A 15,985-nucleotide genomic window follows, 5' to 3' on the forward strand; every position below is an offset into this window, starting at 1 on the left:
ATCTACCTACGCTGCCTTGGCCGACTTGTTTTCCTGCGCCGCTTCTTCCTTCGCCAGTTGTTCCTTGGCGAGACCGCGCATGTGGCGACGCAGACGCACGATGCCCATGTCGTGCTGGTACAGCATTTCGCGCTGGTTGGCGTCGGGCTCCATCACTTCAAGCACCGCACGGTCTTGCTCCAGCACGTTCCAGTGACGCGCTTCCAGGCGGTTGCGATAGAGGAAGCGCCAGGTGTCTTTTTGCCAGCCGGTCAGCTTGCGGCAACGCCAGTGGAATACCGCCGCGATGTTGTCGACGATGGGCGTGTAGCTGCCGACGATGACGAAGCTGCCGCCCGGGCCGCCGGTCTTCGGATACGGGATCGCCAGACGCATCCAATGCAGATCGGTGTCGGCCCATTCGGTCCAGTCGAAGTTGACGTCGCGCTGGCCTTCTTTTTCGAACACGAAGCCGATGTCGGTTTCACGAATGCCGAACGAGGCGGTGTTGTCGCCTTCGGCCATCGAGTGCGATTGCTTGTGCAGGAAGGTGCCGTGCATCGGGTCCATGACGTTGTCCAGCACGTAGCGGTAGTCGCCCTTCCATTCGGTATAGCACAGGAAGTTGGAATACTCGGGGCTGGTCAGTTCTTCCGGCAGGCGCAGCGGCGGCGGTTCGGCGATGTCGCTGCTGGCGTTGAACAGGAAGATCGCGCCGCAGGCTTCGGTGACATGGTACGAACGGGTGGCCTTTGCGCCTTCCAGCTTGCAGCCCGGGCTGCCGGGCACGCTCATGACCACGCCGTCAAAACGCACTTGCACGCCGTGGTAGCCGCAGGCGATGCGATCGCCCATGGCGATACCCATCGACAGCGGCGCGCCGCGGTGCGGACAGTGATCTTCCAGCGCGTGCAAGGCGCCGTTGGCTTCACGCCAGAGCACAAACTTCTTGCCCAGGCGGCGCAGCGACACAGGGCGCTCGGCGACGAATTCGGATGGGCAGATCGGGTACCACAAATCTTTCAATCCAACGGCGAGGACCGCATCGACTGGATCATTGGCTGTCGTTCTCATTGCTATTTCTCCTGAGGGTAGGCTGGCCGGTTCAAGCCGCCAAGCGGGCAATTTCTTGCTGATAATTCTCTTCGGTCCACACGCCGTTGTTATACGGGCAACCGGGACCGGTGCGATTCAGATGCGCGACCAACGCCGCCAGCTCGGTGATGCCGGCGCCATAGGCACGCTCGATGGAATCGCCCAGCAGATCTTCATACTGGGTCGGCGCACGACGACGCGCCTGATGCGGATTGAGATAAACCTCTGTGACTGTTGCAACCATTATTGGCCTCCATTCTTGACGCGCTCGCGGATACGCTCACGCACAGGTACAAAATCGTAAGTCGGGTAGCATTCCGTGCGGAACACGCCCCAGGCGGAGCGTTCCAGCTCCACGTTCACCAGCGGCAGCAAGGCCGGCGGCAGTTCCAGCGTGACGATCTGGCCCAGGCCCATGGCCACGGTCCACGACACCACGCGCGTGCCTTCGACGGGAAACCTGTCCCACCAGCCGACCTTCTTCATGTGCGCCTGGATGTCTTCCAGGTTCTTTGACTGATCGTGCTTGAGCAGCACGGTCAGCAGCATCAGGTCGGATTTTTTGTCGGTGTCGTTCATCACTCAGACCCTCAGACCGTTTCCGCTTCAAGCGGAATAGCCCAGGCGTCGTAGCCGTACACCCAATCCGCATTGCCGCCTTCACGCAGCCAGTTGTTGCCGCGCGAGCCGATCTGGATCTTGCTGGTGCGTTCCAGGCGCAGTTCCTGATAGGTTTGCAGCGCCTCGGCTATACCCTCGACGCTCGTCACTTTTTCCAGGCAGCGCGCCAGCACCACGGCGTCTTCGATCGCCATGCCGGCGCCTTGCGCCATAAACGGCATCATCGGATGGCTGGCGTCGCCCAGCAGCGTCATGTGGCCCTTGGACCAGTGCGGCAGCGGATCGCGTTCGTACAGTGCGGTCTTCAATACTTCGTCGCAGGCGTCCAGCAGCGCCGTCGCGTCGGGATGGAAGCCGGCGTAGCTGTCGCGCAGTTCCTGCACGCTGCCCGGCGTGGTCCACGATTCGAGGTGCCAGCTTTCTTGTGCAGTCGTCGCAAAGATGAAAATGTCTTTGCCGCAGTTGAGCGGGAAAGTGACGATCTGGCTTTCCGGATTCGGTCCCCACCATTTGGTGAAGGCCTGCAGGTTCGGCACCTGCGCCACGCTGTCGGCCGGGATCACGGCGCGGAAGGCGACCACGCCGGTGAAGCGCGGGCTTTCCTTGCCGAACATGGCGCTGCGCACGGCGGAGTGGATGCCGTCGCCGCCGATCAGCACGTCGACTTTGTCGGTGGTGCCGTCGGTGAAGCTCAATGTGATGCCTTGTGCGTCTTCGACAATCGCTTCGGCACGCTTGGCGAACTGCACGCGCTCGGCCGGGAAGACTTCCGCCAGCGCCGCCAGCAAGTCGGCGCGATGGATGGTCAGTTGCGGCGCGCCGTATTTCTTCTCGGCGGTGTCGCCCATTTCCAGGCGCGAGGTTTCTTCGCCGCTATCCCAGGTGCGGCTGATGCGATGAGTCGGGCGCGCAGCGGTGCGGCGCACGGCGTCGGCAATACCGAGGCCGTCGAGAGCACGCACGGCATTGGGCGTGAGATTGATGTCGGCGCCGACGCGCAGGAATTGTTTGGACTGCTCATACACCACCACATCGTGGCCGGCGCGATGCAGCGCGATGGCGGCGGTCAGACCGCCGATGCCGGCGCCGAGAATACCGATTTTGAAAGAAGACATATGACTTGCTCCGATTACTTGTGTGTCGGTTGACGGTCGGTCAGGAATTTTCCTGTCGGCCCTTGCGCGTTCTTTTGACGGCGTGTGTTGCCGTCGATGCCGCCGTCGATCGCCCATTCGGCGAACACGGTCGGCCCCGGTTCGAAATCGCGCGGCTGCCAGTCGGCGTCGAGCTGGTCTTCATCGGCGTAGTATTCGATCAGGCCGCCGGCGGGGTTCTTGAAGTACCAGAAATACGCCGACGAGATCGGGTGACGACCCGGGCCCAGTTGCGTATCCCAGCCCTTGCGCGACATGTGCATGCCGCCGCCGAAGACTTCGTGGATATCGCGCACAGTGAAGGCCACGTGGTTCAAACCCGAGCGTGCTTCCGGCGGTTGCAGCAGGAAGATATCGTGATGGCCGCCGACGTCGGCGCAGCGCAGGAAAGCGCCGCGTTCCGGATAGCGATCCGACGGCACGAAGCCGAAGTTCTCGCAGTAGAATTTCTCGCAGGCCTTGACGTCCTTGACGAAGAACACGACGTGGCCGACTTCGATCGGCGAAGCGTGGTCGTACACGGGGCTGCGCTGATTGATACGATTCTTTTCGTTCCAGGTATTCATGGTGGCGCACTCGACCTGCACGTCGCGCTTTTGCGAAACCTGGAAACGCACGGCCAGGCCGTTGGGATCGGTACAGCCGACGCGCTTGCCGTCGTTGATGTAGCCTGGCAGATCCTTGATGCGTTCCGCAAACTTCGGCAGCACCTCGGCGGCAGACACCCCCCACACCACTTCACGCAATGTCGGACCGGCTTCGATGGCCGGCGGCAAAGTCGGATCGGCACTATTGCGTACGATCACGCGGCAACCGTTTTGCGATTCGAACGCCAAAGCCTCGGCGCTCTCCTGCGCCAGCGTCATGCCCCAGTCGAGGAAGAACTGACGGCAGGCGGGCAGGTCGTCCGCGCCGTAAGTGATTTCGTCGATACCTAATACATCCATTTCTTGCTCCTTGTTGCCGCCCGACGCGTGCTTCACGGTCGCGGCGGCGATTAATGCACTTAACTTAGCCGGCCCACGGCAGCGGGTTCTCGTTCAAGCCCCAATACATGCTCTTCTGCTCCATGTATTGCAGGATGCCGAGGCGGCCCTTTTCGCGTCCCAGTCCGCTGTCGCGCCAGCCGCCGAACGGCGTTGAAATCGAGAACTGCTTGTAGGTGTTGATCCATACATTGCCCGCCTGCACCGCGCGACCGAAACGCCAGGCCTTCTTGTAGTCGCGCGTCCAGATGCCGGCCGCCAGCGCGTACACGCTGTCGTTGGCTTGCGCGATCAGATCCTCTTCGTTGTCGAAAGGCATCGCCACCAGCACCGGTCCGAAAATTTCTTCCTGGCAGATGCGCTGGTCGTTGGTGACGCCTTCGATGATGGTCGGCGAGTAGTAGTAACCGCGTGCAAACTGATCGCCTGCAAGACGCGTACCACCGGTGCGGATGCGGCCGCCGTCGGCGACGCCGATGGAGACGTAGGACTCGATGCCTTCGCGATGGCGCGCGGTGATCAGCGGACCCATCTGCGTGCGCTCGTCAGCCGGATCGCCGACGCGCAATGCCGCCGCGCCTGCCGCCAGACGTTCCATGAAACTGTCGTAAATGCTGCGCGCCACGAACAGGCGCGAACCGGCGATACAGGATTCACCCGAGCTGCTGAAAATGCCGTACAGCACGCCGGCCACGGCATGGTCGATGTCGGCGTCGTCGAACACCATGGTCGGCGACTTGCCGCCCAGTTCCAGCGAGACCGGCATCATCTTGTCGGCGGCGATGTGGGCGATGTGCTTGCCGGTGGTAGTGCCGCCGGTGAAGGACACGCGCTTGACCAGCGGGTGCAAGGTGATGGCGTCGCCGATCACGGAACCCTTGCCGGGCAGCACGCTGATCAGGCCTTTCGGCACGCCGGCTTCTTCGCAGATCCTGGCCAGCTCCAGCGCCATCAACGGCGTGACTTCGGCCGGCTTGACCACCACGGCATTGCCGGCGGCCAGTGCGGGCGCCATCTTTTGCGCTTCGCTGGCGATCGGCGAATTCCATGGTGTGATGGCAGCGACCACACCCATGGCTTCGTAGACGCTCATGGTCAGGTTGTCGCCGCGCATCGGCGTGATGGTTTCTTCCAATGTTTCGCAAGCGGCTGCGAAGAATTGGAAGGTTGCAGCAGCGCTGCCGACCAGGTTGCGCGTTTCGGTAATCGGCTTGCCGTTGTCGAGACGCTGACGTTGCGCCAACGCTTCGCCGCGTTCGCGGATCAGTTGCGCGACGCGGTACAGGACGATGGCGCGTTCATGCGGTTTCTTCTGCGCCCAGCCGCTGGTGCGAAAGGCTTTGTCGGCGCCGACGATGGCTTCTTCGACATCGGCCACGCTGGCGGCATTCAGATAAGCAACCGCTTCGCCGGTGGCCGGGTACAGCGTCGCGTAGCGATCGCCGCCGCCCAGACGCCATTCGCCAGCGACGCAAATCGGCAGTGTTTCGTTGAGATTCAGTTCGGTCATGATTTGTGGTTCACATCACTTAAATGGACAGCGCATGTGCACGATTACCGAGCGCACGCACCACACTGAATACGGTCAGCGCCGATGTCTTGGGATTGGCCGCCAGCGGCTTGCCGCGCATGGTCAGTTCAAACCCGCCGAACTCGCCCTTGGCTTCCACGTGATGCACGTTTTCGGTGACGCCCGGATCGGCATACAGACGCACTTGCGTGTGATCCAGGCCGAGGCCGGCCAGCGATAGCGTGGCGGCGACGTTGGCGTTCTTCGGATACAGGCGCGCCGCTTCGCGTGCGCTGCCTTCGAAGATCACGGTGGCGACCGTCAGGTTGGCGAGGTCGAACGGGCCGTCGGCCGGCGTGTCCTTCCACGCGTTGGGCGGCTTGCGGCCGGTGTAGACCACCGACTCCAGACCGCCGACGCGCGCCGCCGACAAGGCGTCGATCGCGCCGATGGCGCCCGAGAGCAATTGCACCTGCGTCTTGCCTTCGCGTGCTGCGGCTTCCAGCTTCTCGACCAGGCCGGGTTCCGACAAGGCGCCGATGGACACCACCATGCACGGAATGCCGCGCAACAGCGCCGGAATGATGTGCTCTTCAATCGCCTGATGGCCGGCGCATTCGATCAGCAGGTCGGGACGGTCCTCGCCGAGACGGGTCTCGACACGCGCCTTGGGCGCCAGCGACGACACCACGGTGCGGGCGTTGGCCATGTTGGCTTCCGGCACGATGACGACATCGAAGGCGACTTCCGGATCGCTTTTCAGCAGCTCCATCACGCCGACGCCGATGGCGCCGCAACCGATCATCGAAACATGCAGCATGGTTTCTCCTCAGTTTCTTCAGGCGGCTGCAGTTGCAGCTGTTTTAGTCGTGGCGACGGAAGCGGCGGCGGCTTCCGCTGCGGCTTTTTCCGTTACCGGCGGACCGGCGAAAGCAGTCTTGAAGCTGCCGATGGTCAGCATGTCGATTTCGAGCAGGAAAGGACCTGGCTCGGACAGCGCATTCTTCAATGCGCCTTCGACATCGGCCAGATTGCTCACGCGGGCGTGACGCAGGCTCAGTGCCTGCGACAGCTGCGCGTAATCCGGCGTGTGTAGGTCGACGTAGTGGCGGCGGCCGCCGTATTGCACGTCCTGGATATTCTTGATGACGCCGTAACCCTTGTCGTTCATCAGCACGATGACCATGTCGGCTTTCTCTTGCACCGCAGTCGCCAGTTCGCCCAGGTTGAGGATGAAACCGCCGTCGCCGGCCAGCGTGAAAGTTTTCTTGCCGGATTCGGTGACCGCTGCGCCGATGGCTGCGCCGATGCCCATTGCCAGGCCCTGGCCGATACCGCCGCCGAGTGCGTGCACGCCGGCCAGCGGATCAAAAATGCGCAGGTAGCGATTGCCCCAGGTGCTGTTCGACACCGTGACGTCGCGCACCCAGTTGAACTTGCGGCCGGCGGCCTGCTGTACTTGCTCGACCAGTGCGCTGTAAGGACCGAGGCCGTCGATCAGGCCGGCGACTGCGGTGTCGCGCGCTTTTTGCAGATCGCCCATGAAGGCCGGGTCGATCTGAATCGCGCTCTTGCGTTTTTCGAGACGATCCGCCAGGCCTTCCAGCGCCAGCGCCGCGTCGCCGCAAACGAAGTGGTCGCTGTTGTAGCAGCGGCCTTCGGCCGACGGATCGGCGTCGATGCGGTACAGCGGACGCGGCAGTTTCAGTTCGTACTTTAGTGTTTCGTTGCCGCGCAGGCGCGAGCCGATCACGACAACGGCGTCGCAGGTCTGATAGAAATTTTCAACCGGCTTGTGCAGGTTGAAGGCGCCCAGCGAACGCGGGTCGTCTTCCGCCACGATGCCGCGGCCTTGCGTGCTGGTGACGACGCCGAAGCCGAGCGCCAGCAGACGCTGCACCTGCTTGCTGGCCTGGCGCGCACCGCCGCCCAGCCACAGCAGCGGACGCTTGGCTTTGAGCAGACGCTCGGCCAGTTCATCGAGTGCGTGTTCGGAAGGCGCCTGCACAGCGATCGGCAGCGGACGCAGATCGGACGGCATCGGGATCAGCGCAGCCTGGATGTCGATAGGAATCTCGACGCTGACCGGGCCCATCGGCGGCGTCAGCGCAGTTTGCACGGCCAGCTTGATGGTGCTGATGGCGGTCTCGGTGCTGCGGATGCGGAAGGCGGCTTTGGAAATCGCTTTGAGCATCGACAGCTGATCCGGCGCTTCGTGGATGTAAGCCAGGCTTTGATCGAGGTAAGGCGTTTCGATCTGGCCGGTCAGGTGCAGCAGCGGCGTGCCGGCGGTCAGTGCTTCGACCATGGCGCCGGCGGCGTTGCCGGCGGCAGTGCCGGTGGAGGTCAGGCAGACGCCCAGGCCGCCGGTAGTGCGTGCATACGAGTCAGCCATGTTGGCGCCGCCGGCTTCGCCGCGCGCCGGGATGAAACGGATCTTGCCGCGCTCGCCGAAGGCGTCGAGGATGGGCATGTTGTGGATCGAGATCACACCGAATGCCGCCTTGACGTCGCATTGTTCGAGAAAAGCTGCGATGGCGCAGCCGACGGTTACTTGTTGAGTTTGCTTAGGCATGGCGGGAAAGTCCTCCTGAAACATCGATGTGGCTGCCTGTTGTGTACGAAGAAAGCGGCGTCGCGAGAAAAACGATCGCGCGGGCGGCTTCCTGTGGGTGACCGAGACGGCCGATTTGAATATTCTTTTTTTGCGCCAGCGCCTGGGTCCATTGTTCCCAGGTCAGGTCGCGATCCGCACCGGTGCGGGCTTCGAAGCGACGGCGCCATTGGCCGGATTCCACCAGGCCGATGAGGATGCCGTTGACGCGAATTTTTTGTGCCGAAAATTCCGTGGCCAGCGAGCGCACCAGATTGTGGATGCCGGCGCGGGCGGCGGACGTCGCCACCATGTGCGGCTCCGGCTGGATCGCCAGCAGCGAGTTGACGCAGACCACTGCGGCCTCGCCGTGCGCAGCGCTCATGCGTTGCAGTTGCGGCTGGAAGGCGCGGGTCGGATAAATCACCGAGAAAAATTTCAGGCGCAGCTCTTCGGTCCAGGCTGCATCTTCGGTATCGGCGAAGGTCGACACGCGGCCCTGGCCGGCGTTGTTGACCAGCATCGACACCGCGCCGAGCTGCTCTTCCACGGCGGCGGCGAAGGCTTGCACTTGCTCCTGCGACAGCACGTCGCAGACCGACGAAAACAATTTTGCTTGCGGAAAGCGCGTGCGCAGTTCCGCTTCCACCTGTTGCAAACGCTCCTGGTTGCGGCCGCAGAACGCGACCGCCGCGCCGGCTTCGAGCAACAGCTCGACAGTCGCCAGGCCGATGCCCGAAGAGCCGCCCGTGACGACGGCGACTTTGCCTTCGAGTTGAATCATGCTCATTGCTGTTACTCCCGCCACATGTTGACGACCTTGCCGGATTTCTCCGGTGCATGGTCAAGCAGACGCGCCAGTTCGCCGGCGGTGTCGCGCACCTTGAGCACGATCTGGTCGAGCTGGTCGGTGTCGATGTGCGGCGAAGGAATCGTCGCGCCCATCGCGGCCACCACCTTGCCCGAGTGATCGCGCACCGGTGCGGCGATGGTGGAGATGCTGGTTTCGAAGAAACCTTCCTGCAACACGTAGCCGCGTTGCTTGTCGTTCTGCACCATGTCGAACAGTTCGACCACGGTCTTCGGCGTATTGCTGGAGAAGACTTCCAGGTGTTCTTCCGGATACAGGTCGCGCAGTTCGGCCAGGGTCAGGTCTTCCAGCAGTACGCGGCCGAGCACGGTGGCGTGCGCAGGCAGACGGGTGCCGACGTTGACGTGGCTGGCGAAGGCGGTTTGCGTGACCGACTTGGCGACGTACACGATGGAGCGGCCGTCGCGCACCACCAGGTTGCAGGAATAGCCGATTTCGTCGCGCAGGCGATCCAGCAGCGGGCGGCCGATTTCGGTCAGCTCCAGCGAAGCCAGGTATTCGAAACCGAGGCGCAGCACGGCCATGCCGAGGCGATAGTCACGGCCGCCGTCGTTGCGTTCAACGAAGCCCATGCGTTCCAGCGTGGTCAGCAGGCGGAACACGGTGGAGCGCGGCACGTCGAGGCGGCGCGCCAGTTCCGGCGCCGACAGGGTCTTGTCCTGACGGCTGAATTCGCACAGCAGGCGCAAGCCGCGTTCCAGGCCTGGTACGAGGTACTTCTCTTGCGATTCATCTTCTGGCAGCACAGGTTTGTTCATGATTTTTGTTTTAGGAAAGTTTATAAAAGTGACCGCTGAGTTGGTGACGCATGGCTGCTGCTACCGCTCCGGGTTGCTCGATGTAGCAGGCGTGGCCCGCATTGTCGATCAGATGGAACGGCAAATTCAAATTCCAGGCCAGTTCGCGGCTGTCGTCCGGCGTGGTGACCACGTCTTCGGCGCCGCAGTAGACCGTGGCCGGCACGTCGCCGAGGCTGTCGCGCGGTGCGTAGGCGCGCAGGTGGTCGCCGCACAGCATGTGCACCGCCTGCGTGTAGCCGGCCGGGTTGAGCCACTGGATGTTCCAGCGCACCCAGGCGCGTTCGGCGTCGCCGGCGCTCGCCGACAGCATGCGCGCCGGGCTGCGCTCGGCCATGCCTTCGACGCCGATGGTGCGCAGGACGTCGAGACGCTCTTGCGCAATCTTCTGGCCGCGTTCACGCTTGGCTTCGCTGCCGTAGCCTTGCGCCGGGCTGATCAGCAGCAGGCGCGAGGCGCGCTTGTAGCCTTTGCCGACGTAAGCCGAGGCCATCATGGCGCCGAGCGAATGGCCGACCAGCACGCAGTTGCCGATGCCCAGTGCTTCGAGGAACAAGTCCAGGCGCTCGGCATAGTCCGCCGCCGTCGGCTGCATTTGCGGCAGCGACGTCGAGCGGCCGTAGCCGGGCGCATTCCAGGCGATCACTTGCGCATCCTGCTCCAGACGCAAGGCGCATTGCAGCCACGACGCCGCACCCGAGCTGATACCGTGCAGCAGTACGATCACCGGCCCGCGCCCGCAGGAGCGGTAGGACACGATCTTGCCGTTGCCGATGTCAACGGTGCTTTCGGAAAAGCGCCCTTCGAGCAGGCTCAGCGAATCCCTGAGCGTTTCGGCGCAAGTGACGGAGGCGGGTGCGTGCGGAGTCATGGCGGGGTCCCGGTATGCTTGCTTAGCTTGCTTAAGCGCGCTTGATCGAAGCCAGCGGATGATCTGCCGGATAGGTCGGCGTGATCGGCTTCTTCGCGCCCAGCATCACGCACATCAGCGCGTCTTCATCGCCGATGTTGATTTCTTCGCGGTACACGCCCGGCGGAATCGAGACCACGTCGCGGTCGGTCAGGATGGTTTCGAAACGTTCGCCGTCTTTTTCCAGCACCAGCTTGAGCTTGCCGCGCAGCACGAAGAACACTTCTTCGACGTCGATATGCAGATGCGGCGGACCTTCATGGCCGGCCGGGATGATCATGGTCGAGAAGGTGAAGTGTTCGGACGGGATCACGTTGGCGTCGACCGCGACGCCGGTGCCGCCGGTGCCGATGTAGCGCATTTGCGCGCGGCGGAATTTCGGATCGTAGTCGGCCTGGAACTTCAGCGCGTCCCAGTCGTACTTGCGGGTCGACAGGCGCGCCACGCGCGATTCCATCCAGGCGCCGAAGCTGCTGCCTTCAGGCTGATCCCAGCTGCGTTTGACGTTGTTTTGTTCGGACATATCGGTCATCTTTTCTCTCCTTGGTAGGTCAGGGGAATTTCACTCATCAATTCATCACGAAGCCGCCATTGACGGCCATGACTTGCCCCGTATAGAAGCGGGACAAATCGGACAATGCGAAAATCACGGCGCCGCAGACGTCTTCCGGCAACTGGTCGCGCTGGATGGCGCGGCGGTCGTGGTAAGTCTGGTGGCGTTCTTTCGGTACGTATTCGGTGGCTTCGACCAGCGTCAGGCCGGGTGCGACGGCGTTGACGGTGATGTTGTCGCCGCCCAGTTCGCGCGCCAGCGAGCGCGTCATGCCGATCACCGCGCTCTTGCTGGCGACGTAGGCCAGCAGGTTGGTGGCGCCCCACAGCGGCGTGTCGGACGACAGGTTGACGACGCTGCCGCGACCCGATTGGCGCAAGGCCGGCAGGCAGGCGTTGGTCATCAGCCAGGTGCCGCGCACGTTGACGTCCATCACCTTGTCCCACATCTCGATCGACAATTGTTCGGTGGTCTTGCCGCCGGAATTGGTGATCGCGGCGTTGTTGACCAGGCCGTCGAGGCCGCCCAGCCATTGCGTCGCTTCCTTGGCGCAGGCGTCGATGGACAGCGGATCGGCCAGGTCGACGATGAAGCCGGCGACTTTCAGTCCGCGCTTCTGCAGTCCGGCGACCGCATCTTGCAAGGTGTCTTGCAGGATGTCGGCCATGGCCACGCTGGCGCCGGCTTCCGCCACCGCAGCAGCGAAGGCCAGGCCGAGGCCGCGCGCCGCGCCGGTGATCAGGATGCGGCGGCCGGCCAGCAATTGGTGAGATGAAGTCATTCTTGATTGCTCCATCAGACCGTGCTGGTATGCACTTTAGGCAGGTAGTGCAGCACGCGGCGTTCGGCCCAGACCACAAATCCGTAGGTCACGATACCGATCAGCGTCAGCGCGCAGATGGCGACGAACACGGCGGCGGTATTGCCCTGGCCTTCGCCGTCCACCAGCAGGTAGCCGAGGCCTTGATTGCCGCCGACCAGTTCGCCGACGGTCACGCCGATGACGGACAAGGTCGATGCGATACGCAGGCCGGAGAACAATGCCGGCAGCGCCGAACGGAACTCCACCAGATGGAAGATCTGCCAGCGGCCTGCGTTGAGCGTGCGCACCAGGTTGACCATGTCGGGATCGACGGTGCGAATCGCCGACAGCACGTTGATCATGATCGGGAAGAACACGATCAGCACGGCGACGATGATCTTCGGATAGATGGTGTAGCCGAGCCACATCACGAACAGCGGCGCAAACGCCACCTTCGGTGCAATCTGCAAGGCCAGGATGTACGGCGACAGCATGGCTTCGGCACGCGGCGACAAACCCAATGCAACGCCGACCGCCAGACCGAGCAGCGCGCCGAACAGGAAACCGAACACCACTTCCATCGCGGTGATGCCGAAATGAGTCAGCAGATCATTGTTGTTCCACATGACCACCGATTCCTTGAGCACGTGCGACAGGTTCGGCAGGATGTATTCCGGCATGCCGAACCAGCCCGGGCCCCATTGCCACGCCGCCAGGAAGATCACCAGCACCACCAGGCTGCCGCACACGGTGCGAGTACGCTCGCTGAGCAGCGGACGTTTTACCTTGGTAGCCGGCGTAGTGTTTTCTGGCGTGCTCATGTGGTTTGCAGTCGCAGTAGTAGAGGTATCCATTTATCTTGCTGTTCCGACGAATTGATTGGTGAAGAGCTCATTGACCGGTGTGGCCTTGGTCACGATGCCTTCGCTGACATAGAACTTTTGCACGCTGTCCATGCGCGCGGCATCGATCTGGCCCAGGGTCTTCTGGCCGGCGTAGACGTATTTGCGATACATCTCGAAGGTCGCTTCGATGCTGGCTTCCTTGCCTTTGTAAGCCGGCAGGGCGGCGACGTAATCGAGAGCGGCGGCTTTCGGATCCTTCATGATGTCTTGCATGCCGCGCAGGGTGGCGCGCACCAGGCGTTTCAGCAGCTCAGGCTTGTTCTTGATGGTGTCGTCGGACGCCAGGATCGCTTGCGCCATGCTCTTGAAGCCGCCGTTGTCGAGCAGATCGACCTTGGCGCCGGCGTCGGTCGAGTTGACGACCCAGTCAGGCACGCCGGCGAATGCCGATGCCTTGCCCGCGGTGAAGACTTGCCACACGCCGGCAGGGCCGGCAGCCTGGATCTGCACGTCGGTCTTGGACAGGCCGGCGGTGCGCAGCGAACCGAGGAAAGCGTAGTAAGTGGTGTCGGTGTACGACATCACGGTGACGGTCTTGCCCTTGAGGTCTTTCAGCGACTTGATGTTTTCGTTGGCGTTGGCGGCGACCATGGTGATCGAACCGGCGCCCAGCACCGCGATGGCCTTGACCGGGATGCCGTTGGCGCGCACTACGATAGGCGTATCGCCGATGGCGCCGCCGATGACAGCATTGCCTGCGCCGATCTGCTTGGCGACGTCGACGCCGCCCTTGGCGACGATGAAGTTGATCTTGAGGTTTTCGTCAGCGTAATAGCCCTTGTGCTGCGCCAGCACCCATGGTGCGAAAGCCGGCGAATTCGGCGGCGCCGGCAGCAGGTAGGTCACTTCTTCCGGTGCAGCCTGGGCGATGCCCGGCACCAGCGCGGTGGCGGCCAGTGTCGTTGCAACGGCGGCGCTCAGGACCAGCTTGCTGCAGAAAGAGGCGAGAAATTTTTTCATGCTTGCTTCACTCCTATTGTTCGGTGGTGATCAGGTTGAATGTTCGGTATGCGTTGGATACGTCTGCTGAATCAGTGCAGCTCTGCTGTCTCTTTGCCTACTTTGAGCAACTCCATCAGGCGGCCTTGCAGCGGGCCGATTTCCGGCAGCTTGCGGCGCTCCAGCGGGTTGTCGCGGAACGGCAGGTTGACTTCGATCTCTTCGATGATGGTGCCGGGACGTTCGCTCATGACCAGCAGGCGGTCCGACAAGGCGATCGCTTCGACCAGATCGTGGGTAATGAAGAGCGCGGTCTTTTTCTTTTCGTAGAGCATCTTGGCCAGGTCCTGCTGCAAGACCATCTTGGTCTGCGCGTCCAGCGCCGAGAACGGCTCGTCCATCAGCAGCACTTGCGGATCCACCGCCAGCGTGCGGGCCAGCGCGGCGCGTTGGCGCATGCCGCCGGACAGCTGGTAGGGATAGTGTTCTTCGAAACCCTTGAGGTGGCACTTGGCCAGCAACTCATCAGCCACACGCTTGCGCTCGGCGGCGCTGACGCCGTCGATTTCCAGGCCGAGCGAAACGTTGGCGCGGATATTGCGCCACGGCATGAGCAAGTCTTTTTGCAGCATGAAGGCGACATTGCGGACCGGCTTGGTGACGCGCTGGCCGCCGACGATGACTTCGCCGGAGGTGGGCAGGTACAAACCCGCACCCATGTTCAGCAGCGTGCTCTTGCCGCAACCGGAAGGGCCGATGATGGAAACCACTTCGCCGCTGCGTATCGACAAATTGACGTTGGTGACCGCGGCGCGGGCCTGGGAAGTCTGGCGGTCGACGAAGCTTTTGCCGACGTTGCGAAATTCGATTTCGATCATGATGCCTCTTGGTTAGTGACTTGTTACTTGTTGCCTTAGCGCCCTCGCGCCTAATTACATGGCATTTGCTGAAGCCGGCGACCGGTAGGTGGCTGGTGCGGCACAAACGCCAGTTGTCTCATATATAAAACTACAAACCAAATGTGAGATATACGAATCAAATATAGCAGATATTCAGCAAAAAGATAGGCCTTTTTGTTTCATATATGGTTTGATGGTTTATATAAGAACTATTTTTCACTTATTGCATAATGCGTGCCACGCGAAAATCGTGATTTTTGTCTCATATTTCAGACACTTGTTCACCAAAGAAACGCGCTGACGCGCCTTACCGGTGCGGCTTGCACCAATTCCACACGATCCTGAAGATGCGGCAGGCCGCACTTTGCATGGCAAATCGGCAACTTGGCGTACTCGTCGTCTTTCTGGAATGTGCGCAAAACAAGACGATACGAATCGTCTTGATACTTCTTGAACTTCCTTCACGGTTCTTGAGATTGGTTTTCCCTGATTTACGAGGCGTTAACTCCCGCTTACAGGCTTTGCCCCGATGATGGCCGCGAGGGCCTCTCGCTTGCGGGCCTGTTAGCCGGCTATCGATTGTCTTCGGGGGAAAATCATGATTCAGCAGCGCATTGCCTATGTTGCTTATGGAGCGGGACTTCTGTGTTTACTGAGCGCATGCAGCAGTCCGCCGCCGATGGTGCAGGGGCCGACCAGCGTGCGTCCGGCCTATCCGGTCGCCAATGTGGAGAACAACGGCGCAATCTTCCGCGTGAGCAGCGCCCAGCTGTTTGAAGAATCGACCACGCACTATGTCGGCGACATCCTCAAGATCGACATCTCCGAATCCCTCACCGGCAGCAACAAGTCGACCACCAGCAACAGCCGCGACACCGCCTTGAAACAAGTCGGCCCCGGCGCCGGCTCGTCGATGAGCGGCTTGCTGGCGTCGGTCTTCAATATCAATGCGACGGCGTCGGGCAGCGATTCCTTCAAGGGTTCGGGCCAGACCGACAATTCCAACAGCATGACCGGCAGCCTGATGGTGTCGATCATCGAGGTGCTTCCGAACGGTAACCTGGTGGTTGCGGGCGAGAAGCGCATCGGGATGAACGGCTCTATTAATACGCTTCGTTTTTCGGGGGTGGTGCGGGCGCGCGATATTCGCGGGGGAAATGTGGTTTCTTCCAGCAATGTGGCGGATGCACGCCTGGAGCAGGTTGGCGGGGGGACGGTTGCGGATGCCAATTCGCAGGGGTGGATGCAGCAGTTTTTCAGGAGTATTTTGACGTTTTGGTGATGGGGATGAGGGCTTGGCGTTTGTTGTTATTGGTGTTTTGTTCCGACTTTCCGTTTGCTGTAGCTTCTGCTGTTCTTTCTTCGATCAAG

17 protein-coding genes are annotated in these 15,985 nt (G+C 61.9%); 1 reads left to right on the forward strand and 16 read right to left on the reverse strand.

Features of this window, described 5'->3' with window-relative positions:
* Positions 1 to 6: 6 nt before the first annotated feature.
* The 16 genes from AKL25_RS22895 to AKL25_RS22970 all read right to left on the reverse strand — a co-directional run bounded on the left by AKL25_RS22895 (position 7) and on the right by AKL25_RS22970 (position 14,593).
* On the reverse strand, positions 7 to 1,053 hold the full coding sequence (locus AKL25_RS22895) for an aromatic ring-hydroxylating oxygenase subunit alpha (protein ID WP_050480017.1): 1,047 nt from the start codon (positions 1,051 to 1,053) through the stop codon (positions 7 to 9).
* A 31-nt stretch (positions 1,054 to 1,084) separates the two neighbouring features.
* Complete coding sequence (locus AKL25_RS22900) at positions 1,085 to 1,318, reverse strand: recombinase-like helix-turn-helix domain-containing protein (protein WP_016833380.1); 234 nt, start codon at positions 1,316 to 1,318, stop codon at positions 1,085 to 1,087.
* A complete protein-coding gene (locus AKL25_RS22905) occupies positions 1,318 to 1,653 on the reverse strand; it encodes a hypothetical protein (RefSeq protein ID WP_050480018.1) in 336 nt (111 codons plus the stop codon). The genes AKL25_RS22900 and AKL25_RS22905 overlap by 1 nt, the downstream gene beginning before the upstream one ends.
* 11 nt (positions 1,654 to 1,664) lie before the next feature.
* Entirely contained in the window at positions 1,665 to 2,810 is a 1,146-nt protein-coding gene (locus AKL25_RS22910; protein WP_050480019.1) for an FAD-dependent monooxygenase, read from the reverse strand.
* Between the two features lie 14 nt (positions 2,811 to 2,824).
* Complete coding sequence (locus AKL25_RS22915; protein WP_050480033.1) at positions 2,825 to 3,796, reverse strand: VOC family protein; 972 nt, start codon at positions 3,794 to 3,796, stop codon at positions 2,825 to 2,827.
* Positions 3,797 to 3,860: 64 nt separating this feature from the next.
* Positions 3,861 to 5,345, reverse strand: a complete 1,485-nt coding sequence (locus AKL25_RS22920; RefSeq protein WP_050480020.1) for an aldehyde dehydrogenase — start codon at positions 5,343 to 5,345, stop codon at positions 3,861 to 3,863.
* A gap of 19 nt (positions 5,346 to 5,364) precedes the next feature.
* Positions 5,365 to 6,165, reverse strand: coding sequence for an aspartate dehydrogenase (locus tag AKL25_RS22925; RefSeq protein ID WP_050480021.1), 801 nt, complete (start codon positions 6,163 to 6,165; stop codon positions 5,365 to 5,367).
* A gap of 18 nt (positions 6,166 to 6,183) precedes the next feature.
* Positions 6,184 to 7,920, reverse strand: coding sequence for a thiamine pyrophosphate-binding protein (locus tag AKL25_RS22930; RefSeq protein ID WP_050480022.1), 1,737 nt, complete (start codon positions 7,918 to 7,920; stop codon positions 6,184 to 6,186).
* Positions 7,913 to 8,728: an SDR family oxidoreductase gene (locus tag AKL25_RS22935; protein ID WP_050480023.1), complete on the reverse strand. Its 816-nt coding sequence runs from the start codon at positions 8,726 to 8,728 to the stop codon at positions 7,913 to 7,915. Before AKL25_RS22935 ends, AKL25_RS22930 begins: the two co-directional genes overlap by 8 nt.
* A 5-nt stretch (positions 8,729 to 8,733) precedes the next feature.
* Entirely contained in the window at positions 8,734 to 9,567 is an 834-nt protein-coding gene (locus tag AKL25_RS22940; protein WP_050480024.1) for an IclR family transcriptional regulator, read from the reverse strand.
* Between the two features lie 10 nt (positions 9,568 to 9,577).
* On the reverse strand, positions 9,578 to 10,477 hold the full coding sequence (locus AKL25_RS22945; protein WP_050480025.1) for an alpha/beta fold hydrolase: 900 nt from the start codon (positions 10,475 to 10,477) through the stop codon (positions 9,578 to 9,580).
* 31 nt (positions 10,478 to 10,508) lie between these two features.
* Complete coding sequence (locus AKL25_RS22950; protein WP_050480026.1) at positions 10,509 to 11,048, reverse strand: cupin domain-containing protein; 540 nt, start codon at positions 11,046 to 11,048, stop codon at positions 10,509 to 10,511.
* Between the two features lie 37 nt (positions 11,049 to 11,085).
* A complete protein-coding gene (locus tag AKL25_RS22955) occupies positions 11,086 to 11,850 on the reverse strand; it encodes an SDR family oxidoreductase (RefSeq protein WP_050480027.1) in 765 nt (254 codons plus the stop codon).
* Positions 11,851 to 11,864: 14 nt separating this feature from the next.
* Positions 11,865 to 12,692 (reverse strand): ABC transporter permease, encoded by an 828-nt coding sequence (locus tag AKL25_RS22960; protein WP_338034509.1) that lies wholly within the window; start codon positions 12,690 to 12,692, stop codon positions 11,865 to 11,867.
* Positions 12,693 to 12,725: 33 nt separating this feature from the next.
* Complete coding sequence (locus AKL25_RS22965) at positions 12,726 to 13,736, reverse strand: ABC transporter substrate-binding protein (RefSeq protein ID WP_050480029.1); 1,011 nt, start codon at positions 13,734 to 13,736, stop codon at positions 12,726 to 12,728.
* 71 nt (positions 13,737 to 13,807) lie between these two features.
* Positions 13,808 to 14,593, reverse strand: coding sequence for an ABC transporter ATP-binding protein (locus AKL25_RS22970; protein WP_050480030.1), 786 nt, complete (start codon positions 14,591 to 14,593; stop codon positions 13,808 to 13,810).
* Positions 14,594 to 15,212: 619 nt separating this feature from the next.
* Here AKL25_RS22970 and AKL25_RS22975 point away from each other — a divergent pair.
* On the forward strand, positions 15,213 to 15,896 hold the full coding sequence (locus AKL25_RS22975; RefSeq protein ID WP_050480031.1) for a flagellar basal body L-ring protein FlgH: 684 nt from the start codon (positions 15,213 to 15,215) through the stop codon (positions 15,894 to 15,896).
* Positions 15,897 to 15,985 lie beyond the last annotated feature (89 nt).

It is taken from the genome of Herbaspirillum rhizosphaerae, assembly GCF_001189965.1.
In the GTDB taxonomy this organism is placed as follows: domain Bacteria; phylum Pseudomonadota; class Gammaproteobacteria; order Burkholderiales; family Burkholderiaceae_D; genus Herbaspirillum; species Herbaspirillum rhizosphaerae.

Excerpts from the sequence above, each read along its gene's own strand:
- AKL25_RS22895 (WP_050480017.1), bottom strand. The coding sequence starts at position 1,053 with ATGAGAACGACAGCCAATGATCCAGTCGATGCGGTCCTCGCCGTTGGA.
- AKL25_RS22900 (WP_016833380.1), bottom strand. The coding sequence starts at position 1,318 with ATGGTTGCAACAGTCACAGAGGTTTATCTCAATCCGCATCAGGCGCGT.
- AKL25_RS22905 (WP_050480018.1), bottom strand. The coding sequence starts at position 1,653 with ATGAACGACACCGACAAAAAATCCGACCTGATGCTGCTGACCGTGCTG.
- AKL25_RS22970 (WP_050480030.1), bottom strand. The coding sequence starts at position 14,593 with ATGATCGAAATCGAATTTCGCAACGTCGGCAAAAGCTTCGTCGACCGC.
- AKL25_RS22925 (WP_050480021.1), bottom strand. The coding sequence starts at position 6,165 with ATGCTGCATGTTTCGATGATCGGTTGCGGCGCCATCGGCGTCGGCGTG.
- AKL25_RS22940 (WP_050480024.1), bottom strand. The coding sequence starts at position 9,567 with ATGAACAAACCTGTGCTGCCAGAAGATGAATCGCAAGAGAAGTACCTC.
- AKL25_RS22930 (WP_050480022.1), bottom strand. The coding sequence starts at position 7,920 with ATGCCTAAGCAAACTCAACAAGTAACCGTCGGCTGCGCCATCGCAGCT.
- AKL25_RS22965 (WP_050480029.1), bottom strand. The coding sequence starts at position 13,736 with ATGAAAAAATTTCTCGCCTCTTTCTGCAGCAAGCTGGTCCTGAGCGCC.
- AKL25_RS22955 (WP_050480027.1), bottom strand. The coding sequence starts at position 11,850 with ATGACTTCATCTCACCAATTGCTGGCCGGCCGCCGCATCCTGATCACC.
- AKL25_RS22945 (WP_050480025.1), bottom strand. The coding sequence starts at position 10,477 with ATGACTCCGCACGCACCCGCCTCCGTCACTTGCGCCGAAACGCTCAGG.
- AKL25_RS22950 (WP_050480026.1), bottom strand. The coding sequence starts at position 11,048 with ATGACCGATATGTCCGAACAAAACAACGTCAAACGCAGCTGGGATCAG.
- AKL25_RS22910 (WP_050480019.1), bottom strand. The coding sequence starts at position 2,810 with ATGTCTTCTTTCAAAATCGGTATTCTCGGCGCCGGCATCGGCGGTCTG.
- AKL25_RS22920 (WP_050480020.1), bottom strand. The coding sequence starts at position 5,345 with ATGACCGAACTGAATCTCAACGAAACACTGCCGATTTGCGTCGCTGGC.
- AKL25_RS22960 (WP_338034509.1), bottom strand. The coding sequence starts at position 12,692 with ATGAGCACGCCAGAAAACACTACGCCGGCTACCAAGGTAAAACGTCCG.
- AKL25_RS22975 (WP_050480031.1), top strand. The coding sequence starts at position 15,213 with ATGATTCAGCAGCGCATTGCCTATGTTGCTTATGGAGCGGGACTTCTG.
- AKL25_RS22935 (WP_050480023.1), bottom strand. The coding sequence starts at position 8,728 with ATGAGCATGATTCAACTCGAAGGCAAAGTCGCCGTCGTCACGGGCGGC.
- AKL25_RS22915 (WP_050480033.1), bottom strand. The coding sequence starts at position 3,796 with ATGGATGTATTAGGTATCGACGAAATCACTTACGGCGCGGACGACCTG.